The organism is Pantoea sp. C1E2 (genome assembly GCF_056491465.1).
The window spans coordinates 721,188-744,403 of record NZ_JBSZHT010000004.1; the positions used below are offsets into that span (position 1 = coordinate 721,188).

General features: G+C 53.8%; 18 protein-coding genes and 1 riboswitch. Of the genes, 10 read left to right on the forward strand and 8 right to left on the reverse strand.

All coding sequences use genetic code 11. The features are described 5' to 3' along the window. Positions 1-114 precede the first annotated feature (114 nt). Together ACXI0A_RS24890 and ACXI0A_RS24895 are read right to left on the reverse strand one after the other, a co-directional pair. On the reverse strand, positions 115-405 hold the full coding sequence (locus ACXI0A_RS24890; protein ID WP_476146345.1) for a type II toxin-antitoxin system RelE/ParE family toxin: 291 nt from the start codon (positions 403-405) through the stop codon (positions 115-117). Continuing rightward, positions 398-640 (reverse strand): type II toxin-antitoxin system ParD family antitoxin, encoded by a 243-nt coding sequence (locus ACXI0A_RS24895; protein WP_100700223.1) that lies wholly within the window; start codon positions 638-640, stop codon positions 398-400. Before ACXI0A_RS24895 ends, ACXI0A_RS24890 begins: the two co-directional genes overlap by 8 nt. A 239-nt stretch (positions 641-879) precedes the next feature. Here ACXI0A_RS24895 and pagP point away from each other — a divergent pair, with 239 nt between their 5' ends. Together pagP and ACXI0A_RS24905 are read left to right on the forward strand one after the other, a co-directional pair. Further along, positions 880-1,437, forward strand: a complete 558-nt coding sequence (gene pagP / locus ACXI0A_RS24900) for a lipid IV(A) palmitoyltransferase PagP (RefSeq protein WP_476146343.1) — start codon at positions 880-882, stop codon at positions 1,435-1,437. Then, positions 1,427-2,932, forward strand: a complete 1,506-nt coding sequence (locus ACXI0A_RS24905; RefSeq protein ID WP_476146341.1) for an alpha/beta fold hydrolase — start codon at positions 1,427-1,429, stop codon at positions 2,930-2,932. The genes pagP and ACXI0A_RS24905 overlap by 11 nt, the downstream gene beginning before the upstream one ends. Here the strand turns inward: ACXI0A_RS24905 and ACXI0A_RS24910 are convergent. From ACXI0A_RS24910 to ACXI0A_RS24920, 3 genes are read right to left on the reverse strand one after another with little or no spacing between them, the layout of a single operon-like run. Continuing rightward, positions 2,922-3,887: an acyltransferase family protein gene (locus tag ACXI0A_RS24910; RefSeq protein WP_476146340.1), complete on the reverse strand. Its 966-nt coding sequence runs from the start codon at positions 3,885-3,887 to the stop codon at positions 2,922-2,924. The genes ACXI0A_RS24905 and ACXI0A_RS24910 overlap by 11 nt on opposite strands. Further along, positions 3,884-6,946, reverse strand: coding sequence for an efflux RND transporter permease subunit (locus tag ACXI0A_RS24915; protein WP_476146338.1), 3,063 nt, complete (start codon positions 6,944-6,946; stop codon positions 3,884-3,886). The genes ACXI0A_RS24910 and ACXI0A_RS24915 overlap by 4 nt, the downstream gene beginning before the upstream one ends. Then, positions 6,946-8,031, reverse strand: coding sequence for an efflux RND transporter periplasmic adaptor subunit (locus ACXI0A_RS24920; RefSeq protein ID WP_476146336.1), 1,086 nt, complete (start codon positions 8,029-8,031; stop codon positions 6,946-6,948). The genes ACXI0A_RS24915 and ACXI0A_RS24920 overlap by 1 nt, the downstream gene beginning before the upstream one ends. A 758-nt stretch (positions 8,032-8,789) precedes the next feature. Here ACXI0A_RS24920 and ACXI0A_RS24925 point away from each other — a divergent pair. Beyond that, positions 8,790-11,477, forward strand: coding sequence for an HAD-IC family P-type ATPase (locus ACXI0A_RS24925; RefSeq protein ID WP_476146335.1), 2,688 nt, complete (start codon positions 8,790-8,792; stop codon positions 11,475-11,477). Positions 11,478-11,594: 117 nt separating this feature from the next. Here ACXI0A_RS24925 and ACXI0A_RS24930 read toward each other — a convergent pair whose 3' ends face one another. Continuing rightward, positions 11,595-11,909: a hypothetical protein gene (locus tag ACXI0A_RS24930; RefSeq protein WP_224932879.1), complete on the reverse strand. Its 315-nt coding sequence runs from the start codon at positions 11,907-11,909 to the stop codon at positions 11,595-11,597. Positions 11,910-11,947: 38 nt separating this feature from the next. Continuing rightward, positions 11,948-12,307, reverse strand: coding sequence for a hypothetical protein (locus tag ACXI0A_RS24935; protein ID WP_476146333.1), 360 nt, complete (start codon positions 12,305-12,307; stop codon positions 11,948-11,950). 549 nt (positions 12,308-12,856) lie between these two features. Continuing rightward, a riboswitch (TPP riboswitch) is annotated at positions 12,857-12,986 on the forward strand. 99 nt (positions 12,987-13,085) lie between these two features. Here ACXI0A_RS24935 and ACXI0A_RS24940 point away from each other — a divergent pair. The 3 genes from ACXI0A_RS24940 to ACXI0A_RS24950 are packed head-to-tail and all read left to right on the forward strand — an operon-like array spanning position 13,086 to position 16,417. Then, positions 13,086-14,168: a LuxE/PaaK family acyltransferase gene (locus tag ACXI0A_RS24940; RefSeq protein ID WP_476146331.1), complete on the forward strand. Its 1,083-nt coding sequence runs from the start codon at positions 13,086-13,088 to the stop codon at positions 14,166-14,168. Then, positions 14,165-15,622, forward strand: coding sequence for an acyl-CoA reductase (locus ACXI0A_RS24945; RefSeq protein ID WP_476146329.1), 1,458 nt, complete (start codon positions 14,165-14,167; stop codon positions 15,620-15,622). Before ACXI0A_RS24940 ends, ACXI0A_RS24945 begins: the two co-directional genes overlap by 4 nt. A gap of 27 nt (positions 15,623-15,649) precedes the next feature. After that, a complete protein-coding gene (locus tag ACXI0A_RS24950) occupies positions 15,650-16,417 on the forward strand; it encodes a 3-oxoacyl-ACP reductase (RefSeq protein WP_476146327.1) in 768 nt (255 codons plus the stop codon). 135 nt (positions 16,418-16,552) lie between these two features. Here ACXI0A_RS24950 and ACXI0A_RS24955 read toward each other — a convergent pair whose 3' ends face one another. After that, positions 16,553-17,791: an acyl-CoA dehydrogenase family protein gene (locus ACXI0A_RS24955; RefSeq protein WP_476146325.1), complete on the reverse strand. Its 1,239-nt coding sequence runs from the start codon at positions 17,789-17,791 to the stop codon at positions 16,553-16,555. A 309-nt stretch (positions 17,792-18,100) separates the two neighbouring features. On the opposite strand from ACXI0A_RS24955, the gene ACXI0A_RS24960 reads away from it, so the two are divergent. From ACXI0A_RS24960 to ACXI0A_RS24975, 4 genes are all read left to right on the forward strand, one after another. After that, positions 18,101-19,708, forward strand: a complete 1,608-nt coding sequence (locus tag ACXI0A_RS24960; protein ID WP_476146323.1) for an ABC transporter substrate-binding protein — start codon at positions 18,101-18,103, stop codon at positions 19,706-19,708. After that, positions 19,705-20,697 carry an ABC transporter permease subunit gene (locus tag ACXI0A_RS24965; RefSeq protein WP_476146321.1) on the forward strand — a complete coding sequence of 331 codons (993 nt, stop codon included), beginning with the start codon at positions 19,705-19,707 and terminating at the stop codon, positions 20,695-20,697. Before ACXI0A_RS24960 ends, ACXI0A_RS24965 begins: the two co-directional genes overlap by 4 nt. A 77-nt stretch (positions 20,698-20,774) precedes the next feature. Then, entirely contained in the window at positions 20,775-21,578 is an 804-nt protein-coding gene (locus ACXI0A_RS24970) for an ABC transporter permease (RefSeq protein ID WP_479485303.1), read from the forward strand. Next, positions 21,575-23,206, forward strand: coding sequence for a dipeptide ABC transporter ATP-binding protein (locus ACXI0A_RS24975; RefSeq protein WP_476146317.1), 1,632 nt, complete (start codon positions 21,575-21,577; stop codon positions 23,204-23,206). The genes ACXI0A_RS24970 and ACXI0A_RS24975 overlap by 4 nt, the downstream gene beginning before the upstream one ends. Positions 23,207-23,216: the final 10 nt, after the last annotated feature.

Here is a 23,216-nt window from a genome sequence, read left to right on the forward strand (position 1 = left end):
GGCAGGCTGTATTTGAATGAAAATCGTTATCGTTATCAAGATGGGAAGAGTGGAAAAGGTAAAAAAAGCGTTGTGGAGGAAGATTAGGGGCGCGGTAGGGTGCTTAAAGTGGAATTAAAAGTCGGGTAGGTGACGAGCCGTGTCCATCTGTTGATGTAAAATTCGGGCAATAAATATCCCGTCAGGATAGGCAGTATAAAAAATGGTATGCGACTGAAAAACAATTCGTTTTACATCTTTCACGCGCGGGTAATCCTGTCCCATCTCAGGCATCTTTGACAATGTAATAAGGAACTCATCCAGTGCATCGGTGTAGCGATCGGCTTGCGCTTCACCAAATTTGAGCAGGGTGTAGTCATAGATATTGGCAAAGTCACTGTCGGCAAGTTCTGACAGTTTATACACGATTGAGCTTCTTCCTTTCAGCAGCAATTTCACGCAGTGAACGCGGGCTTTCGCCGCTTTCCAACCCTTCAACTACGGCATTTCGGACAACTTGATCATGTGATTCCTGTTGTTCCAGCAACCGTAAAGCCGAACGCATCACTTCACTGGCTGATCCATAGCGCCCTGAATCAACCATGCGCGAGATGAAGTTATCGAGTTGTTCACCCACGCTAACCGACGTTATTTTTCTCATTGAACTCACCGTGTATTAACTGTTAATACAAAAGAACATAGTTTGCGCAAGTCTTCATCGCCAGTCAAATCGACCTCGTTCTTATGGAATGTGCCACGCAACAGTATGCTTTGCGCAGACCCTTAACCTTCACTCAACAACTATAATATTCCCTGACGGTCTGCCCGGTATGGGCACACAGATCATGCTGGCTGTTTCTCTTGCTCACTATCATCGGTGCTTTTGCAGAAGGATAACCCATGCGTACTTTTCTGGTGGCGTTGTGCGTCTCGTTGAGTGTCTGGACATTGCCGGTGCTGGCGGCGGGCACACTCAGTGATGGCTGGGAATGGCTGAAGCAGGATGTCTCGCAAACCTGGGAACAGCCTCAGTATTATGATATCTACCTACCGTTTATCAGCTGGCATGCACGTTTCGCCTACGACAAAGACAAAACCGACAACTACAACGAATCGCCGTGGGGCGGGGGTTTTGGTGTGTCGCGCTACAACGAGGACGGTGACTGGAGCGCGCTGTATGCGATGGCGTTTAAGGACTCCCACAATATGTGGCAACCGATTATCGGTTACGGCTGGGAGAAAGGCTGGTATCTCGATGAGGCGCGCGATGTGCGTCTAGGGCTGGGGCTGACGGCGGGTATAACCGCGCGTGATGACTTCGCCAACTACGTGCCACTGCCGATTGTCCTGCCGCTGTTCTCCGCAGGTTATAAAAATCTTAACGTGCAGTTCACCTATATTCCGGGTAGCTACAACAACGGCAACGTGCTGTTTGCCTGGTTCCGCTATGGCTTCTGACAGGGTGCAGCGTTCTCCCGTGCTTAAGTGGCTGAAGAGAATCGCCCTGGGCGTGGTTTCTTTGCTGATCATGTTTTTACTGATTCGCGGATATCAGTCTGAGCAGGGGCCACCGCTGCATCGCTGGCACACCTGGGCGGCTGACGAAATGACGGTGGATCAAATAGATCACGCCACCTTCGCCGATTATCTGGCGCAGGAAAATGTGATCTTCCAGCAGATGAAACACAACGTCTCGGACCAACTGAGTGACGAAGAGAAAACCTTGCTAAACCGCTATTACGCGCAAAGCCCGGTCTATCCGGCAGGATTTGCCACTGACTGGAATCGCTCGTTTGTGCTGAAACCGACGGGTGAAATCAAAGGTGCGGTGGTGCTGCTGCACGGATTAACGGATTCGCCTTACAGCATGCGTTATCTGGCACAGGCTTATCAGCAACAAGGCTATGTTGCGGTAGTGCCAAGGCTTCCTGGTCATGGCACCGTGCCGGGTTCACTGACCAAAGTGGACTGGAAAATGTGGCTGGCCGTGACGCGTCTGGCCGTGCGTGAGGCCACGCGCTTAGCGGGAACGCAAGTCCCGTTGCATCTGGTGGGCTACTCCAACGGCGGCGCGCTGGCGATGAAATATGTGCTCGATTCTCAGCAGAATCAAAATCTTCGCAAACCGCAGCAGGTGTTGCTGTTGTCACCGATGATTGGCGTGACGGCTTACGCTCGATTTGCTGGATTAGCCGGTTGGCCGGCGGTGTTCCCGGTGTTTGCCAAAGCCGCGTGGCTCAATATCATGCCGGAATATAATCCGTTTAAATACAATTCGTTCCCGGTGCGAGCGGCGCGTCAGTCCTGGCTGCTAACCCAGGCGTTGCAGGAACAGATCGTACAACTCGCCCGCGATGGCCAAATACGTGGTTTACCACCGGTGCTGACGTTCCAGTCGATTCTCGATTCCACCGTCAGTACCCGCGCGGTGGTCGATGCGCTGTATCGTTATCTGCCGGACAACGGCAGCCAGTTAATGATTTTCGATATCAACCAGGCGGCCAACTTACGCGCGCTGTTCCGGCCTGCACTGTACTCAGCGGTCAATGACTTACTGCCTGCCGCGCCGCGTCATTACGCCACAACGGTGATCACTAACGCGTCGCCCACCACTTATGACGTGATCGCCCGCATCACGCCTGCCGATCAAACCAACGAAGTAACGCGTCCGCTGCATCTGGCGTGGCCGCAGGATATGTATTCCTTGTCACATATCGCCGTCCCTTTCCCGCTCACCGATTCGCTGTATGGCCGCGAACCCACCGAGAAAAATCGTTATGGCATCAGCCTCGGCACAATCTCACTGCGCGGAGAAACCGCCAGTCTCACCGTGGGGCTCGACACGCTGATGCGCAATACCTCGAATCCGTTTTTCGCTTATATGATGGCGCAAATAAATGGACGGATTGCCTGTGGTCAGCAGCCGGATCTGCAACAGTGCCTTAAAGAGTGATGACTTTTTTCAGCAGCCCGTTGGCAAGAATCAGCCGGGCCAGCAACACCGAGATCACAAAGGTAACCACAATCAACGTGAGTTTGGTGGCCAGCGAGGTGATTGGGATGAGCGCGGTGACGATGTGAAACACCGAGTAATGCATGATGTACACCCCGGTCATGGTTTTACTCACGGTGGCCAGCAGCGTCTCTTTAAGGGCGACATGACGGCGAAAGCGCACGCCGCTGGCGGCTAATACCAGTGCCACCACTAGCAGGTAAATTTGTGAACCGGTGAGGAGGAAGGCATTGCGATCGGCTTTAAACAGCGCGAAGAAGAAGTGCTGCTCGTACAACCAGGTAAAAAGATAGATAAAGGGCAGGGCGCAGGTGGCGACGAGGGCGACTTTTCTCTTATTCAGCCAGTCGGCAATCACCGGTTCACACAATAGCTGGCCAGTAAGATAAAACAGCAACCAGGTCCAGATGCGGTATTGCGGCGCGAGACTGAAAACCCGCACGTCGGGATACAGCACCGACAGCAAATCGTAGCCATAAGAAAACGCCAACAGAGCAACAACCAGCGCGCAAAATGCGAGGCGATGCAGGCTGAGCCAGGAAAGCAGCGGATTGAAGCTGTAGATCACGATAAACGAAAACACAAACCACGGCTGAATCAGATAGCCGCGCTGGTAAGGCTCCCAGAGATAGTAAATCGTCATCCAGAACAGAAATACGATCACCACATTGCGGATCTTGCTGAGCTGCCAGCGAATATCCTGCTCGGCCTGGCTATCCATAATGCCCGCCACCACAAAAAACAGCGGGGTGGCGATGGTGGAGATAAACGTCAGGAACGCCAGAATCCAGTGGTAATCATAATCGTAGCGATCCCAGGTGTTATACAGCGTAAAAAAGGTCACGGCCGCCATGCAGCCGAGTGTCTTAATGACATTCAGCCCGGTGGCGTTCATGCTGACGTCGCTTTCTCATTACGGTGGAAGCAGGCGTAAATCACCGGCAGAACCAGCAGCGTCAGTATCGTCGCGAAGCCCAATCCAAACATAATCACCACCGCCATGCTCTGGAAAAACACATCGCGCAGCAGCGGTGCCAGGCCTAACACCGTGGTGAAAGCGGTCAGCAGAATCGGGCGCAAGCGCGATGTGGCGGCATACAGAATCGCGTCATGCTGCGCTTTGTCCTGTTTCTGTTGCTCAATCTCTTCCACCAACACGATGCCGTTACGGATCAGCATGCCGCTCAGGCTCAGTAAGCCTATCAACGCCATAAAGCCAAACGGAATGCCGGTGAGTAAGAAGCCAGGCGTCACGCCAATCAGCGCTAACGGCACCGTCAGCCAGATCGCCACCGCGTTTTTCAGTGAGCTAAACATCAGCACGGTGATCACAAACATCACCAGATAGCCCAACGGTAAAGTGGTGAATACTCCTTGCTGCGCCTCGCTGGAGTTTTCGGCATCGCCGCCCCATTCAATGCTGTAGCCGTGCGGCAGTGAGATCTGATCAATTTGCGGTCTTACCCGCGTCAGAATATCGCCGGAAGTATCGCTGCTGAGTGGGCTGGGATCGGTCATCACCGTCAGCACGCGGCTGCGGTCGCGCCGCAGAATTAAAGGGTCTTCCCATTCAAGATTGAAGCCACTCACCACATTGCTGAGCGGAATGTAGTGCTGCTGGCTTTGACTCCACACCAGCACGTTGTTGAGATGGTTGGCATCCTGCCGTTCGCTGGCGGGCGGTCGCACCACCACTGGCAGTAAATCTGCGCCTTCACGATATAAACCGACGCGGCTGCCGGTGAAATTCATTTGCAGCGCGTTATCGATCTCCTGCTTATCCACGCCCAGTTCGCGCCCTAGCGCCGGATTGAACTGCGGACGAATCACCTTGCTGCGGTTTTGCCAGTCATTGCGCACACTGTCAGTGGCAGGATCTTGCGCGAGGATGTCGCCCACTTCGCTGGCAATCAGGCGCATGCGATCGGGATCGGGGCCTTTGATACGCACCTCAATGGCGCTGCCGCCAGAAGGGCCAAACATCACCCGTTTAGTACTGGCGTTCACCTGTGGATACTGGCGAGCGATATAGTCATCCACGCGGCGTGACAGTGCGGCGATATTGCGCTGATCGTCCATGCGCACCATGATTTGCGCATAGTTGCTGTATTGGCGCTGTCCGTTATAGGTGAGGATAAAGCGCATGCTGCCCTGGCCGACGGTGGTGACCGTAGACACCACGCCTTGCTGCCCGGTGATCGACTTCTCAATATCGCTGGCCATTTGTTCGGTGGCTTTGATATCCGTGCCGTACGGCAGCCACAGATCGACAAAGAAGATCGGCGTATTGGACGAGGGGAAGAAGTTCTGCCGCACGCCACCAAAGCCCCAGATAGCCAGCGCCAGCAGGGCAGCCATCACCGCAAGCGTGATGGTTTTCTGTTGCAACAGTGCGTTGAGCGTGCGTTGGTAGAGTCGATAAAAACCGCCATCGTAGGGCGAGGCTTCAGCGGCGGGCGTTTCCGTGTTGCCCTTTTTAAACAGCCACCATTTGATCAACACCGGCGTGATGGTCAACGCTGAGAACCAGCTCAACATCAGTGATATCAACAGCACCTGGAACAGCGATTTGCAGTATTCACCGGTGGAATCCTGCGACAAGCCAATCGGTGCAAACGCCAGTATCGCAATAATTGTGGCACCCAACAGCGGGAAGGCCGAACGCCGGATAACAAAGTTGATCGCCGAGGTGCGCGATGAACCTTGCTGACGCGCAATTAGCACCCCTTCGACGATCACGATGGCGTTATCCACCAGCATGCTGAGGGCGATAATCAGTGCACCCAGCGAAATGCGCTGCAACTCAATGCCCCACAAATACATGATTAGCAGTGTGCCCAGCACATTCAGCGCCAGCGAGAGCGCGATAATGATGCCGCTGCGCACGCCCATAAAAATCAGCAGCACACCCACCACAATCGCCAGCGCCATCAGGAAGTTGGTGATAAAGCCGTTGACGGAGTGCGCCACTTCCGCCGCCTGATCGTAAAACGTATTGATTTGAATGCCAGCCGGTTTTTCCGCCGACATCTGCTGCAGTTTGGCTTCCAGTGCACGGCCCACATCTATCACGTTGACGCCGGGGATAAAGGAGACGCCCATGGTGACCGCCGGGCGGCCGTTGGCGTGATAGATGCTGGAAGGGGATTCACTCAACCCGCGAGACAGCGTGGCGATATCGCGTAAGCGAGTGGTGGCGGTGTCGCCAACGGGGCTGATAAGCAGGTCGCTCAGCTCATCGATATTTTCAAATTCCCCGGTAGGATGCAGTCGAATCGATTCGGAGCCGGATTTAATCTCGCCCGCGCTGGAGACCACATTCAGGCGGCTGAGTGCGGCGGAGAGTTGGGCCGGGGTAATGCCGCGCGCCGCCATTTTCGTCAGTGAGACATCGACATTAACCTGTTGCGGGATGGCACCGCCAATCGCCACCTTGCCGACGCCGGGCACCAGCACCAGTTCTCGCCGCAATTGTTCGGCGTACTGCACCAGCTCCGGATTGCTGAAGTTGTCACCGGAAATGGCAAAGAAAAAGCCGAACACGTCACCAAAATCGTCGTTAACGAAAGGTGTCGCCACGCCGGGCGGGAAGAAGCGTGACGCATCACCCACGCGCCGCCGTAGTTCATCCCAGATTTGCGGCAGTTCATTAGAGTGATAGCGCGAAGCAATATTCACCGTGATTTGTGACAGGCCGTTGGAGGAGATGGAACTAACGTTGTCCAGAGAGGGTAATTGCTGCAGCGCATTCTCTAACGGCAACGTCACCTCTTCTTCCACCTGCTGCGCAGAAGCTCCGGGATATTGTGTAACGATCACCGCCGTTTTGATGGTGAAGGCAGGATCTTCCAGGCGACCAATATTGAGCAGGGCAAAAATACCCCCGAGTCCCAACAACAAAATCGCCAGCCAGACGCGAACCGGGTTATCAATAAACTGTTTGGAGATGTCCATTACAACCCTCGCTCTCGCGTCCAGATGCGTACCGGCTGTTGCGCATGCAGTTCATTCACACCTGCTGCGACCACGCGTTCACCGGCTTTCAGTCCATCGGTGATCACCACCCCCTGGTTTGTGACTTCGCCGACGGTGACCTTACGATCTTCCAGCTTGAGCTGGTCGCCGCTACCTTGCACCACCCAGACATGAGGTTCATTGCGCTGGTGGCTGTCGGGGTTAAACACCGCTTCGACCGGCACAACCAGGGCCGCATGATTCACATTGGCGGGAAGGTTGGCAAGATTGACCGTAACGGTGCCACTGACGCCACCCACGGCAGGGAAATCGGCAGGGCGCGGCATGGTTAAGATCACCTGCCAGGTCAGCGTGTTGCTGCTACTGCTGCCGGTGTGCTCTTTGTATTCAGCCTGAAATTCGCGATCCGGCAGGGTGTTAATCCTCACCACCGGCCGATACGTCATGTTGCGGATATCCAGCGCGGTGAACAGGTTTTCCGGCACGTTAAACACCACATCAAGCAGATCGGTGCGCGTCAGCGTGGCGATGGTTTGGCCCGCCGCAATCACCTGATGATTACGCACGTTAACCGTCGCCGCGGTGCCGCTAAATGGGGCGGTTAAGGTCATCTGACTTAACTCTTCACGAGCGATTTGCAGGGTGGCATTCGCGGCATCGCGGTTGGCGCGCTGGACGTCCATTTCAGCCTGAGAAATCGCCTGACGACCGGCCAGCGTCTGGAAGCGTGCAAACTGTCGTTGGGCCAGCGTGGCGGCGGTCTGGCGTTCGTTAACGCGCTGCTGCGCCTCACGTGCCACCAGCCTGGCAATCACTTGCCCCTGTGTCACGTTGTTGCCCTGACGAATCTCCAGGGCATCGATCTGTCCACCCCGTTTAAAGGAGAGATCTGTGGAATCACCCGATTCAATGCGTGCGGGAAAGATGCGTTGCTGAGCCTCACCGGAAGCCACCACCTCAACCACTTTCACCATGCGTGGCAGGGGAGCGACTTCCGTTTTTTTTTGATCGCAACCTGTTGTTATCAATATAACAATGGCGATCAGCAGAAAATAACGCGTCACGAGTTCGTCCTCAATCAGCAATATTAAATTAATTATTGGCGTTATTATTAGCGAGGTTCTTATTCGCCGAGCATAGAAACGACGGCGTAGGTAAATAACCCCACGGCAGAACAGGTTACAATAGCGATAAGTACATAAAGACTCAGGCGCAGCAGACTATAGTCCGGCATCGTTACCTCCATTAACAGTGGGCGAATTAGAGTCATCTCACTGCGGTCGGATAGGAGTGACGGTTAAGGTTTATTTGTTAAGCATGAGCATAGCTGTGGATATCCAAAAATGTAAAGTTTGATAAATGCCATATCTTTGGCGCAACTCATGGAATTTAAATCTGATTTATTTGTTTTAATCAGAACTATAAACCAGCTTAACAACATAAAAACAAAGTGTGGCTTTTCCCGCTATTTCATTAACATAGGGGTGGGTTAATTTATTTTCGTTAAAAATAGCTTATTTATCTTTGGTTTAAAATTCCTCTGAAAACTAATTTTTGATTGCGGGTGAATTTCCTCATAAAAACAGAGTGAGTTGAATGGCCTGTGCTACGTTTATAACGTTCATTTCTCTTGTCAAAAGTTCGGCGTATAGATTATTTCCCTGCTCAATTTCGTTGGGCAGCCATTAATGACATGTCTTTCAGTTATAAACGGGACTCACCTCAGGCAGTACGTGGATGTTCGTCTTTGTATTTAAAGAGGATCTGTTAATAACGCGATGTCACCGCCTTGATTTCCGAAACAGGATTTGAGGAGAAAGCGATGAATACTGCTAAATCGGAAAGGTCGTACTATCAGCTTTCTGTCGATGAAACCTTGAGCCAGACAGAGAGTTCAGTTGAAGGTATCTCGGGTAGTGAAGCCACGGCCCGCTTACAAAAATACGGTGAAAATGCCCTGCCGCAAAAACCGGGTAAGCCCGCATGGCTGCGCTTCCTCGCCCATTTTAACGATGTGCTGATTTACGTGTTACTCGCTGCCGCGCTGCTGACGGCGGTGATGGGCCATTGGGTTGATACGCTGGTGATTCTGGGTGTGGCGGTGGTCAACGCGTTGATTGGCCATATCCAGGAGAGCAATGCGGAAAAATCCCTGCAAAGCATACGCAATATGCTCTCCAGCGAAACGGTGGTGATCCGCGCGGGCAAGCACGAAACCCTGCCGACCACCGCGCTGGTGCCGGGGGATGTGGTGGTGATCCGCGCCGGGGATCGTATCCCCGCTGACCTGCGCGTGATCGAAGCCCACAATCTGCGCGTGGAAGAGGCGATACTCACCGGGGAATCCACGGTGGTGGAGAAAACCACCGATGCACTGACGGGAGAACTTCCGTTAGGCGATCGCACCAACTTGCTGTTTTCGGGAACGACGGTCAGTTCCGGTGGTGGTACAGGGTTGGTGGTGGCTACCGGTGGAGATACCGAACTGGGGCACATCAATCAGATGATGTCCGATATCGAAAAACATCGTACGCCGCTGCTGGTACAAATGGACAAGCTAGGTAAAGCCATCTTCCTGATTATTCTGGCGATGATGGCCGCGCTGTTTGTCTTCAGCCTGCTGTTCCGCGACATGCCGGTCTCCGAACTGATGTTGTCGTTGATCAGTCTGGCAGTGGCATCCGTGCCCGAAGGCTTGCCCGCCATTATCTCCATCATCCTCTCCCTCGGCGTGCAGACCATGGCGAAGCAGCAGGCGATCATTCGTAAGCTGCCGACGGTGGAAACGCTGGGCGCGATGACGGTGATCTGCTCGGATAAAACCGGCACCCTGACCATGAATGAGATGACGGTCAAAGCGGTGATCACGGCGGATCATATTTACCGGGTAGACGGAGACAGCTATGAACCGGTCGGCGCCATTCATAAGGCGGATGACGCCGTGCCCGTTACAGTCACTGGCGGGTCCTTGCTCGAACAGTATCTGCGCACCATCGATCTGTGTAATGACAGTCAGCTGATTAAGGATGAGAGCGGCTACTGGAAAATCACCGGTGGGCCGACTGAGGGCGCGCTCAAGGTGCTGGCCGCCAAAGGGCAGTTGCCGGTGGTCACGACCGAGTTACGCAGTAAAATCCCGTTCGATTCTCAATACAAATACATGTCGACGCTGTACCGCATTGGCGATGAAGAGCGTGTGCTGATTACCGGCGCGCCGGATGTGCTGTTCCGACTTTGTCAGCAGCAGCAAACCGAACACGGCCTGCAACCCATCAATATCAGCTGGTGGGAAGGCAAGATTGAAGAGTATGCGCGCGAAGGGCTGCGCATGGTGGCGGCAGCATGGAAACCGGCGTTACCCGGACAAACTGAACTCACCCATCAGGATCTGCAACAGGGCGTGATTCTGCTCGGGATTGCCGGAATGATGGATCCGCCGCGCCCTGAAGCCATCACCGCCATTCGTGACTGCCTGCAGGCTGGCATACGCGTCAAAATGATCACCGGTGACCACCCGCAAACCGCGATGAGCATTGGTCAAATGCTGGGGATTGGCAATGCGGGTTCAGCCATTACCGGGCGCGAACTGGAAGTGATGGACGATCACCAATTAAGCGATGCCGCGCAGGCCTACGACATCTTCGCTCGTACCAGCCCGGAGGATAAATTCCGCCTGGTTCAGGCATTGCAGAGCAGGCAGGAAGTGGTCGGCATGACCGGGGACGGCGTGAACGATGCGCCCGCCCTGAAGCGCGCCGATGTCGGCATTGCGATGGGCATTAAAGGCACCGAAGTCACCAAAGAAGCTGCCGATATGGTGCTTACGGATGACAACTTCGCCACCATTGCCAGCGCGGTGCGGGAAGGGCGCCGGGTTTATGACAACTTGAAAAAAACCATCCTGTTTATCATGCCCACCAACCTGGCGCAGGGGTTGCTGATCATCATCGCGCTGCTGGCGGGTAATCTCATTCCGCTGACGCCTGTATTGATTCTGTGGATGAACATGGCGACGTCGGCCACGCTGTCGTTTGGCCTGGCGTTTGAGGAGGGTGAAAAAAACATTATGCGTCGGCCACCGCGCGATCCCAAACTGCATGTGATGGATGGATTCGCTATCTGGCGCGTGGTGTTTGTTGGTTCAATGATTGCGATAAGCGCGTTTGTGCTGGAAGCCTGGCTGCAGCCGCGTGGCTATTCTCCGGAGTTTATCCGCACCGTTCTGTTGCAGACGCTGGTTACCGCGCAATGGTTCTATATGCTCAACTGCCGTGTGTCAGATGGCTTCTCGCTGAGCAAAGGGCTGCTGATGAACAAAGGTATCTGGATCGTCAGTGCGGTACTGCTGGTGCTGCAATTATTAATCATCTACGCGCCGTTTATGCAGTTGCTGTTCGGCACCACTGGACTGCCATTCCGCTATTGGGTGATCACCTTCATCATCGGATTCGTGATGTTCCTGATTGTTGAGGTTGAGAAACCGCTCACCCGCCGATTCAGAACGGCTTGAGTCTGTTGCCGCCCGTCGCGCTGGTGACAGCGCTGCGGGCGGTGTTTTAGACGATGCATGTTGATTTCGGGCTAAAAGATTGGATTTAAACGTCCCAGGACATTCGCTGTCATCAAGTCACAGAGGAAAATGTCGCACGGGCTCAACAACCTTCATCGGTTTCTTTCTCTTCGGTTTTGTCGCCCTGCACAACGCTGGCATGGTCGCGTTATCCTTCGCTAACTCGATGGTTTTGTTAACAGTGATGCAGCACGGGCAGTAATGAACATTCGCATATTGCGCTGCAGCGACGGTGAATGCCTGACCGTGGTTATACATACTGCCAATAAAAGCCCGTGAATCGATACCGGGTAACTGTTCACATCCTGCGGTATGCAAAAGCAAGCCCCTGCGGGCGTGATCGCATACGTAATACTTCGTTGCCTTGTACATTTTTATTTATCCGTTTGCTGTGTGAGTCAATGGACTCATTAAAGTTTGTCATACTCTATATCTTGTAAATTTGAACATCTCACTACGGCCTGGAACTCAGATTGCCCACCACGGCTAGCCAAAGTAAACGGAACGATTATACGTGTGCCATTTTTTGCTACGTCTTCATTGTGCAACAGAAGAGAACCCAGGGTGATTCTGTTTTTCCCAAACATTTCGGTATGGGCTTTTTCAAGCAGGTCTTTTTCTACGGCAATAACCGCATCACGACTGTGAACGGTCAGACAGGCTATTTCATCATTTTGATTTTCTATGCTTTGCGAATATACCTCATAACCCGACGCAGACAAAATGATCCCCAGGGCACAAAGTGCCCCAACCTTAGCAGATGTTTTCATTTTAAATTCCCTTGAATGTTTCACCAACAGTCTCTGGTCTAACTAATGGAAAATCAAGAGTATTTGTGGTTGGTTTGATGAAATGAATTGATGTGTATTGCAGATATCGCCTGGTCATTATCTGATAATGGACGGGATAAAATCTGAATATTACGTACCACAATAAAATCCTGTGAGATTTATTGAAGCGTAACTCGAACAAATAAACCGGGCATTAAAGCCAAAGTACAACAAATAAACTGGTTAAGGATTTGTTAATGACTAAAATGTTGCAGACTCATGACAATTTTTCGTTGCTGAAGTTGAGGTCAGTAGGTACCAGTTGATAAAAACTCACAGCCTGCTAATTCAGCAGCGCTGTTCACATTGATCAATGAATCACCGTGAAGCTGGAACCGCGGGTAGTGCCTCTGGTTAGATCAAAAGATCAGTGTGTTAAAACGGCAAATGGTTTAACCTTGAAATACTGTCAGCAGTGAATTTGAAGTAACCCCAATAAAATCAGTGTACTGAGTGGACTTTTATTGAGTGACCTTTTGATTGACTGCGACTTGTTCCAGGGGGGGCCCGGTTAGCGGGCTGAGATTCTACCCGTCAGTGTTATACACGCTGACAACGTAGTGACCCTACGAACCTGATCCGGCTAATACCGGCGTAGGGAGCGGAACACAGGGCGACACTGCGTCCTGATCCCATCTTTGTGCTTTGTAGCGGACAGACTCGACTCATCAGGCCCGGCCTGAGAGATTTCGCGCAATCGCAACAGGTGGACCCGCATATGACTGAAGCTGCTTTGATCGACGCTTTGCTAACCTTTCTTCAGCGTCAGGACACAACCGACGACGATTTTAACCGCCTGGCGCTCGCCATATTCGCGTATCAATTCGAACACAATACCCCTTATCGACGCTTCGCTATGCAGCGCGGCCGCACACCTTTTATGGTGAAAAACTGGCGCGCCATTCCGGCGATTCCGATCACTGCGTTTAAGGATCTGACGCTGAGTTGCCATGCCACCGATGACGTCGAAGCGGTGTTTATGACCAGCGGAACCACCGGCACAGTGAAGGGGCGCAGCTATCATCCGACGCTTGATGTCTGGAAATGCTCGATGGCGCAGAATTTCCGCCAGCGCTTTATGGCGGGTGAAGAGCGGATTCGCATGGGCATTTTGTTCCCTGATAATCGGGCACTGCCCAACTCTTCGCTGGCGCATTACCTGACGTTAGCGGTGGAAAAATTTGGCACCGCCGAGAGTGAAGTGCTGCTGGATGACAGCGGTATCGCGATGGATCGCCTTTTCGCTGCGCTTGAGCAGGCGGAAGCGCAGGGCGAACCTTATGCGCTGCTGGGCGCGAGCTACAGCTATGTGCATCTGCTGGACGAGTTGCAGCGCCAGAAACGCCGCTTTGCGCTGCCAGCTGGCAGCCGCATTCTGGATACCGGCGGATTTAAGGGGCAATCACGCGAAATTGGAGCCGAGCAGTTTTATGTCGAACTGAGTGCGGCATTAGGCGTGCCGCGTATGCACTGCATCAACATGTACGGCATGACCGAACTGAGCAGCCAGTTTTATGACGACGGCAACGTGGCCTGTCCCTCGGTGAAATCCGGCCCGCACTGGATCCGCACGCGCGTGGTCAATCCGCTGACGGGCGAAGAGGTGGCGGAAGGTGAGATGGGTGTGCTGGTGCACCATGATCTGGCCCACTTCAATTCAGTATCTGCCTTACTGACCGAGGATGCTGGCCGGGCAGTGGCGGGCGGCTTCCATCTGCTGGGCCGGGTCACCGGAGCGGATGCGAAGGGCTGTTCGCTGGCGATGGAAGAGTTCCTGGCTGCTGCGCAAGGTGCAGTGTGAAAGAGGTCGCGGGTTATTTACCGGGATGTTTATCGCCTAAAGAGGTGCAGTGGCGCACGCTGAGTTTTAGCCATCACGGACAGCACCTGGATGTCGACGTCCCCGAGCTGAATCCGGCACAAATTACACTCCTGAGCGCACATCTGCGCGATCATGCTCGCGCTTATCTCAAGACGCTGAGCGTGGCGAAGATCGTGATGATTATTGATGAGGCCATTGCGCGTTTGCTGGATCGAAGCCATCCGCTGCGCCGCAAGGCCGAAACGCTGCTGCCGATTGTCACCGGTTATGACGCCGGGATGATTCGCCTTGGGCTTACCGGATACCTCAAAACCTTCCGACAGCCGCAGCTCAAGCGCTTTTTAGCCGAAGACTTTAACGATCCGCAACTGCTGGATGACTTCCAACCAAGACCTAATGGCGGATTTGCGCGGGCGTTTGGCCCTGATCTGCTGCTGCATATCTGGGCAGGGAACGTGCCGGGTTTGCCACTGTGGAGCCTGATTTGCGGACTGCTGGTAAAAGCGGGCAGCGTGGGCAAACTGCCCGGCGCTGAACCACTGATGGCGGGCTGGTTCGCGCAACTGCTGGCCGAGATCGATCCTCAACTTGGCGAATGCCTGGCAGTGGTGTGGTGGAAAGGCGGCGAAGCAGAAGCAGAAGCAGAAAAACACTGGTTAACACAGCCTGATGTGGTGATGGCTTATGGTGGCAACGCCGCACTGGACGCTATCAAACAGCAACTGCCGGTCTCCACGCGTTTTCTGCCGCACGGCCATAAAATCAGCGTGGGGCTGGTGGCGCGTTCGGCACTGGATACAAGGCAGGGAGTCGATCTGGCGCAGCGCGTGGCTTATGACGTCATGCGCTATGACCAGGCGGGATGTTACTCACCGCAAATGCTGTTTGTTGAACGCGGCGGACGCATCTCGCCGCAGGAATTCGCGGAGTATATTGCCCATGAACTGCGTGCGCTGGCGCGCAAGTATCCGCGTCGCGTGCTGTCTTCGGCTGAAGTTAATAGCGTGGCGGCCTGGCGCAGCCGTGAAGAGATTCGCGCGTTGCAAGACGATCGCATTCTTTTTGGCGAGCCAACGGACAGCTGGGCGGTGGTCATGGTGGATGGCCCCGAAGCTCTGATGCCGTCGGCACTCGGACGCACCCTCAAAGTGGTGGCCGTGGATGAGATTGAAGACGCAATTGCATTGATGACGCAGCAGAAAATTTATCTGCAATCGGCGGCGGTGGCGGCCACTCCGCGAGAGTTATTTGATCTCGCCGGACGTCTGGGGCAAGCAGGTATTACCCGCATTACCGCCTTTGGCAGCATGACCTCACCCGCAGCAGGATGGCACCACGATGGCCGCTTTAGCCTGCTGGATCTGGTCACTATCACGGAAATAGAGGCTTCTGCCGAAACTGCCGCCGAGCGCTTTGCGCCCTATGCGGATTGAACCCACGTATTTTACAGGAGGTAACCGATGAAATTTGCTGATCAAACAATTCTGGTGACCGGCGCAAGCCGGGGAATTGGCGCGGCTATCGCGCAGGCCTTCGCCGCAGAGGGCGCGCTGGTGGTGGTGAACTACCTGCGCAGTGAAGCCGCAGCGATGGAAGTGGTAAAGCGCTGTGAAGCTCTGGGCGGTTCTGCCCTCGCTATTCGCGCCGATGTCACCTCAGCGGAGCAGGTGGCGGCGATGATGGAGCAGATCGACAACACCACCGGTCGTCTGGACGCGGTGGTGAACAATGCTTTCGCGCCCTATGTTTTCGATACCGATAACCGACAACGCTTTTGGGAAACGTCGTGGCAAGGCTACCAAAGCCAGTTTGAAGGTGCCGTCGGCGCGGCCTACAACGTCTGCCAGGCCGCGTTGCCGCTGATGCGTTCGCGCACGCGCGGCAGCATCATCAATCTTTCCAGCGATTTAGTGGCCCGTCCCTCTGTTCCTTACCACGATTACGTCACGGCGAAATCTGCGTTGATTGGTTTTAGCCGTTCACTCGCGGCAGAACTGGGGCCGCTGGGGATTCGCGTGAACTGCGTCGCGCCGGGTCTGGTGTATCCCACCGATGCCAGCAGTGCCACGCGAGAAGATGTGCGCGAGTTTATCACCGCACAAACGCCGCTGCGCCGCATTGCCGAACCCGTGGATGTGGCCGGTCCGGTGATGTTTTTAGCCTCAGAGTGGAGCGAGTTTGTCACCGGACAAACGCTGTATGTGGATGGCGGGTTGGTGATGGGGTGACGGGGGAAGTCACCCCCAACAGAGTGAGAATGGCGCATAGTTGAAGGCCCCATTCTCACATCTCATTAATCACAAAAAGCCGCTTCGACTTGCCAGACCAAAGCGATCAATATGACTCGAACACAACCGGAGTCGTTATTTTTCTTGCGGATTATCTGCTATCCCAATTCGCCATTGTTCTGGCGGTAACGTACCGTTTACGGCGAAATCACCTACGATGCGATCTTTATAGATACGGGGATTATGTGATGAGAGTGTACGGGCATTGCGCCAGAAACGGTCCAGTGCCAGTGGTTTCAATGTGGCTGAAGCTCCTAATGCATCAAAGAGTGTTGAACTGGCATTAAGCAATAAGTCGGTAACCACATTGAGTGACTGAGAAACTTCCAGCTCTGCAATCGCAACGCTATGCGTTTTCTGCTGTTCATCATTCTGTTGCTGTGCTTCATAAGCGCGTTGTAATGACTGAGCGGCATGTTGCACGATGGCGCCACTGGTATAAGCTGCACTTCGCAAGCGGCCAACAACCTGAAGTATTTGCGCATCATCCGCTGCGCGTGGAGCGTTACCGTTGCTGTAAGTGCGCGTGCGCGCGGCGACTAATGAGGCGACTTCACCACTTTGCGCGCGGCCAATGCCGGCAAGCGTAGCCAGATGAATGAGTTGATAAAACGCCGGGGCATAACCAAAGTGCGCATCTTCGCGAATATCGGCGTGCGGAATCTCAACGTTTTCAAATATCGCGGTACCGCTGGCGGTGAGTGTTTGCCCAAAGCCGTTCCAGTCATCCAGTACGGTGACGCCCGGCGCGGTGCGAGACACCGTCACTGATACGCCTTTGAGGTTCTCATCGGTCAAACCGATATTGATCCAATCTGAGTAGAGTGAGCCAGTGGTATAAAATTTTTTGCCATCTAATCGCCAGCGATTGCCGCTGCGCTTGATTTGTGTCGAGAACACCGTCTGGCGCGCCTCACCGGTTTCACTCCAGGCTGGACCGACAATTTCACCCTGTGCAATGCGGGTGAACCATTGCTGCCTGAAGGCTGTATCACTGCTACTGAGCACATTTTCGACGAAGCCGAAGTGACCGCGCAAGGATTGCACCAGGTTTGAGTCTGCTTCGCCAAGTTCGATCAGCAGATTAAACAATTCTGGTAAAGTGGCCTCCAGCCCGCCAGCGCTTTTGGGCAGTCTTAATGCGGTGAAACCGCTCTTTTTAAGCCATTCAATCTCTTCTAATGGCGGTTGACGTTCGAGTTCACGAGCAATGGCTCCGGCGCGAATGCGGGTAAACAGCGGTCGAAACGTCTCTGCGAGCTGTTCATATCTTGCTGAAGAGGGCGCTCCCCATCCTGATTCAATCTGCGACATGGCATTAGCCTCCACTCAAAAAATACGTTCATGTCGAGGCACTATGCATTTTCTTCCTACCGTCTTTTAATGTTTATTTCTGCAAAGGATATTAATCTGCCGGTTAATATATTTACTTCCATTATCTGGAACAGGAATTCATTCTTTCATATTAATTCCCGGTAATGATATTTGCTGTTGGGGATATCTATGTTCTATTCAGAAACGATTCCAATAAAGCGATTAATTCATTTTCCAGTTAACGATAAATGTGTGGATGTCTCGCCACATTTATAGGTATATCTGGACTTTTAAGGGAAATCTTAAAAAATGATGCGAATATCTACTCGTCGCCTGATGATTCCCCTGTTCAGCGTATTAACTGGCGTGATGTCACAAACGGTTGCACAGGCTGCAACGCCTGAATACAGTGACGGCACGCTGGTTTATCTGCACGAACAGGAACCGCCCTGCCTGTGGGGCGGTTGGGTGCAGCAGGCTTATCTGGCCCGGCAGGTCTTCGATTATTTAGTGAGTTACGATGATGGGAAAATACGACCCTGGCTAGCCACAAGCTGGAGTGAATCCCCCGATCGTAAAACCATTACATTTCATTTGCGTCATGATGTGAAATTTACTGATGGTGACGTGTTTAATGCCGACGCGGTTATTGAAAACTATCCTGCATGGCAAAAGGGAATTGGCTGGCACGGCTTCACTTATATGACCGGATTCACCAAGGTAGACGAGTATACCGTGGCACTACATTTATCCGAACCCAATCCGGAAATATATAATGTGCTGGCAAACGGTCATTATGGTTTTCAATCCCCCGACTCGCTGGCTCACAACAGCAGTGAAGAAAAATGCCTGCGTCCAGTGGGAACCGGGCCGTGGAAAGTGGCGCACTGGGTGAGGGGGGAGGGTATCAGTTTTGTGCGTAATGATGATTATCAATGGGCACCGCCCAATGCACATCATAACGGCCCTGCGTATATCAAGCATTTGGAGTGGAAGTTTGTCCCCGATGCGACCACCCGCTGGGGAGCCTTAGTCAGTGGAGGCGCCGACGTTATTTATCAGCCGCCATCAGCACAGTGGCAGGCATTAAAACGTGAATATCAAACTCTTTCCTATGTCGCCACAGGGCGACCTCAGGCGTTCTCGTTCAATGTTCAGCGTGCCCCCTTCAATGATGTGCGGGTGCGTCAGGCGTTTGCCTACGCGCTGGATCGCAAGCAAATCGTTAAAACCGTATTCAAGGGTGCGGTGCCCTATGAAGGCAATGGTTCACTGAGTAAAAGTACGCCGCTCTATCTCAATGTTAATGATCGCTATTCACTAAATATCGCTAAAGCCAACAAGCTGCTGGATGCCGCAGGCTGGACCGGACACGATGCAGAGGGATATCGCACGAAACAGGGTAAAACGCTGGATGCGCGGCTGCCCTTTATCCAGGCGATCATCGACCAGGAAGGCGCGCTGATGCTGCAGGCGGTGCAGGATCAGGTGAAACGGGTGGGTATCAAGCTGGATCTCATCCCGCTCACGCAGACCGAAGGCTTTGCCGGTGCGCGCTCACGCCCGGATGACAAGGAAATCAGTTTTGGTTATTGGGTGTGGCCATCACCCAACATCCTCGACATTGTTTACAAACATTCTCTCAATGGCGCTTTCAACGGCAATAACACCACCTTCTTTAACAATCCTGAGGTCGAAGCACAGATTCTCGATGCCCAGCGGGATCCGGATCCAGAGCAACGCCTGCAGAAGTTTGCTGTTTTGCAAAAGTGGTTTGACGACCAGGCGATTGCCATTGGCGGCTACAACTTTACCTATAACGTGGCGGTCGCCAACAACATCCGCGGGCTTTGGCAGGATCAAGGCAACGGATTACTCAATTTTAACGACGCCTATTTTGTACAGGAGAAGCCATGAGTGACGTCATCTCATCGCAACGCAGGCTGGTGGCGAATCCGTCGCGTTCCTTAACTCGACGGGTCGCGGTCCGTCTTGCCGGCGCGCTATTTGTGCTGTGGGGCACCATTACCGTGACTTTTCTTGTGCTCTCGGTATTGCCCGGCGATCGCGCCACCATTCTGCTTAACATTACTTCCGGGCAGGTGATTGAACGCACCTCTGAAGAACTTGCGCCAATCAATGCCCAGTACGGTTTTGATAAACCGATAGCGGAACAGTACCTCAATTACTTCTGGCAATTACTGCAGGGCAAGTTGGGTTATTCCTTTGAGTTGCAACGGCCCGTAACGCATATCATCGCTGAACAGCTGTTACCGACCTTTACCCTGGCGATTTCGGCGTTGTTACTGGCATGGGTGATAGCCATTCCCTGGACGTTGCTGACCGCAGGACGCAGCAAAAAGCTTGGTGCACTGGGTTCCGCTGTTGAAACCATTCTGGCGGGATTGCCCCAGTACTGGATTGGTATTCTGTTGCTTATCGTGTTCGCCATCGGCCTGCGCTGGTTCCCCGTTGTCGGGGGTGCAACGCTGTGGGGCACAGTCTTGCCTGCCATCACGTTAGCCATTCCACTGGCCGGTTTTATCGGTCATGCCATCCGCAGTGAATTTGAACGCAGTATGCAGCAACCTTTTGTGTTATCCGCTCGTGCGCGTGGCATGAGTCTCTCTGGCGTGCGCCTGCGCCATGTGCTGCGTCATGCTCTGATCCCTGCCATTACCTTAAGTGGATGGGCGATTGGCAATCTGTTGTCAGGAGCTGTGCTGGTCGAAGCAGTCTTTGCCCGGCCGGGTCTGGGCAATGTGCTGGTTAACGCCGTAAGCAACAAGGACTTTGCCCTGGTGTCCGGCATTGTCATCTTGATTAGCTCCCTGTACATCATCATCAATCTGGTGGTCGATCTGATTTACCTGATCGTCGATCCCCGTCTGCGAGGTCAAGCATGACGACTCATCTTTCCGATTATGCAGGGGTGAAGGGCCGGCGTTCAGTCTGGCGCCACCTGAGAGGTTTATCCGACGTATTGCCATGGTCTGTTGTGCTGGCCGCTCTTGTTGCTGTTTTCTTTGTTATCGCCGCCATTGCGCCAGCATTGCTGGCAACCCATGACCCTTACACGACCGATTTGATACGTGCGCTGCAGGCTCCCTCGCTGACGAACTGGCTCGGCACTGATGATATTGGCCGCGATTTGTACAGCCGAATTATCTGGGGTACGCGGCAATCCTTGCTAATTGGTGTTGGCGCTATGGCTATCGCCCTTTTTGGTGCCGTGGTGTTTGGCTTCAGCGCCGCCCTGGGCCCACGCTGGCTGGCAGAACCGATCAATCGTCTGCTGGAAATTTTGCTGGCATTCCCCACTTTGCTACTGGCATTGCTGTTCGTGGCGCTGTTAGGCCCTTCAGCCAGTAGTCTGCTGATCTCGGTGGGCATCGGCACCGCACCCGGCTATGCGCGCCTGGTGCGTGCGCAAGCGATGCAGGTACAACAGTCAGGTTATGTTGAAGCTGCCCGTGCGCTGGGGCACCCCTGGCATCGATTATTCCTGCAACACATCGTACCAAACGTGTTTCGGCCATTGGTTTCCCTGGTTGCACTTGGGATTGGTCAGTCTGTGGTTTGGGCCTCAGGCCTGTCTTTTCTGGGTTTAGGGGTAGTGCCACCCTCACCGGAATGGGGTGCATTACTCGAAGCTGGAAAAATCAATGTCACGGTGGCCTGGTGGCTCGAAGTCTTACCGGGTATCGCGATTGTGCTGGTTGCACTCGCTTTCACACAGCTAGGGCGTTACATCCAGCAGCGAGCAGAAGGGGAACATCGCGCATGAGTCACGACGTAATTGACGTGCAAGGGCTAAATGTCTGGGTCAACACTGAAAGAACTGCACCTAAGCATATTGTGAAGAATGTGAACTTTAGCCTGAAAAGAGGGCAGTGCCTTGCTCTGGTTGGCGAATCCGGCTCGGGTAAGAGTGTCACCGCACGAGCACTGGTTGGCTTAGCCGGTGATCGACTTGCGGTGCAAGCCGAGAGATTGACATTGCAGGGTGAATCGTTGTTAGGGCGCAGCGACGCATGGTGGCAACAGGTGCGCGGCACTAAGGTCGGCTTCATTCTGCAAGACGCGCTGGTATCGCTCGATCCGCTTCGCCCGGTCGGCAAAGAGATCGCTGAAGCACTGGCATTGCATGGTTGGGGCACCGCATCCAGCCGACAGCAGAAAGTACATGCTCTTTTGGAAGAGGTGGGCGTCCCACAGGCAGAGCTTCGCGCTTCTCAGCGGCCAGGTGAACTTTCTGGCGGTTTGCGTCAGCGAGCGTTAATCGCATCGGCCATTGCGTTGCATCCGGAGGTGCTCATCGCGGATGAACCGACGACGGCGCTGGATGTCACGGTTCAGGCGCAGGTGTTGGATGTGCTGCGTCAGATGCTGGATCGCGGGACGAGTGTGATCCTCATCAGCCATGATCTCGCAGTCGTGGCAAAAATTGCCGATCACATTTTGGTTATGCAGGGTGGCAGCATTGTAGAGTCAGGTTCTGCACAACAAGTATTGCAGCATCCTCAGCACGCCTATACCCAGGGACTGATTAAAGCGATCCCCAGTGAGCATACCAAAGGGCATCGTTTATCCGGTGTCGCGGCGGTAGAGATTCCATCGACTCTCGCAGCCAGAAAATTTGCAGATGAAGTGCTGTTGGAAGCACGGCATATCATCAAGCATTTTCGCGGTCACTCAGCGGTGGCCGATGTGTCATTTCAGCTAAAACGCGGTGAAACACTCGGTATTGTTGGTGAATCGGGTTCGGGTAAAACCACACTCTCGCGAATTGCTCTGGCGCTAGAATCACCTGATAGCGGAGAGGTGCTGTATGGCGGTAAACCCTGGAGCCACGCCACCGCCTCGCAACAGCGGGCGATTCGACGCCAAATCGCGGTGGTTTATCAGGATCCCCTATCCTCATTTGACCCACGCTGGCGCGTTTCCGACATCTTACTGGATGCCATCGCGCTGGATCCGTATCCCGCCAGGCAAACACCGCGAGAGCGGGCCATCAGTCTGCTGCAATCCGTCGGGCTCACCGCAGATCATTTGCATCAATGGCCTGCGCGCATGTCGGGTGGACAGCGTCAGCGCGTGGCGATTGCCCGTGCCATTGCTACGCATCCTCAGGTGATTGTTCTCGATGAAGCCGTCTCTGCCCTGGATGTCACTATTCAGGCCCAGATCCTCGATCTGCTAAGCGATTTACAAGCGCAGTTGGGAGTCAGTTACCTGTTTATCTCCCACGACCTGGGCGTCATCCACCACATGAGCGATCGCGTTTTAGTGATGCAAAACGGCATCGCGGTGGAGCAGGGCAATGCAGATGATGTCTTCTATCGCCCGCGCCACCCCTATACCCAGAAATTACTTGCCTCGCTGCCCCGTCTGGGTGCGGCTGAATTAGCCTGATTGCCAACGG

Coding starts and splice junctions, on each gene's coding strand:
- ACXI0A_RS24960 (WP_476146323.1), top strand. CDS start 18,101: ATGATGCGAATATCTACTCGTCGCCTGATGATTCCCCTGTTCAGCGTA.
- ACXI0A_RS24895 (WP_100700223.1), bottom strand. CDS start 640: ATGAGAAAAATAACGTCGGTTAGCGTGGGTGAACAACTCGATAACTTC.
- ACXI0A_RS24935 (WP_476146333.1), bottom strand. CDS start 12,307: ATGAAAACATCTGCTAAGGTTGGGGCACTTTGTGCCCTGGGGATCATT.
- ACXI0A_RS24915 (WP_476146338.1), bottom strand. CDS start 6,946: ATGGACATCTCCAAACAGTTTATTGATAACCCGGTTCGCGTCTGGCTG.
- ACXI0A_RS24940 (WP_476146331.1), top strand. CDS start 13,086: ATGACTGAAGCTGCTTTGATCGACGCTTTGCTAACCTTTCTTCAGCGT.
- ACXI0A_RS24975 (WP_476146317.1), top strand. CDS start 21,575: ATGAGTCACGACGTAATTGACGTGCAAGGGCTAAATGTCTGGGTCAAC.
- ACXI0A_RS24955 (WP_476146325.1), bottom strand. CDS start 17,791: ATGTCGCAGATTGAATCAGGATGGGGAGCGCCCTCTTCAGCAAGATAT.
- ACXI0A_RS24925 (WP_476146335.1), top strand. CDS start 8,790: ATGAATACTGCTAAATCGGAAAGGTCGTACTATCAGCTTTCTGTCGAT.
- ACXI0A_RS24930 (WP_224932879.1), bottom strand. CDS start 11,909: ATGTACAAGGCAACGAAGTATTACGTATGCGATCACGCCCGCAGGGGC.
- ACXI0A_RS24910 (WP_476146340.1), bottom strand. CDS start 3,887: ATGAACGCCACCGGGCTGAATGTCATTAAGACACTCGGCTGCATGGCG.
- ACXI0A_RS24965 (WP_476146321.1), top strand. CDS start 19,705: ATGAGTGACGTCATCTCATCGCAACGCAGGCTGGTGGCGAATCCGTCG.
- pagP (WP_476146343.1), top strand. CDS start 880: ATGCGTACTTTTCTGGTGGCGTTGTGCGTCTCGTTGAGTGTCTGGACA.
- ACXI0A_RS24905 (WP_476146341.1), top strand. CDS start 1,427: ATGGCTTCTGACAGGGTGCAGCGTTCTCCCGTGCTTAAGTGGCTGAAG.
- ACXI0A_RS24950 (WP_476146327.1), top strand. CDS start 15,650: ATGAAATTTGCTGATCAAACAATTCTGGTGACCGGCGCAAGCCGGGGA.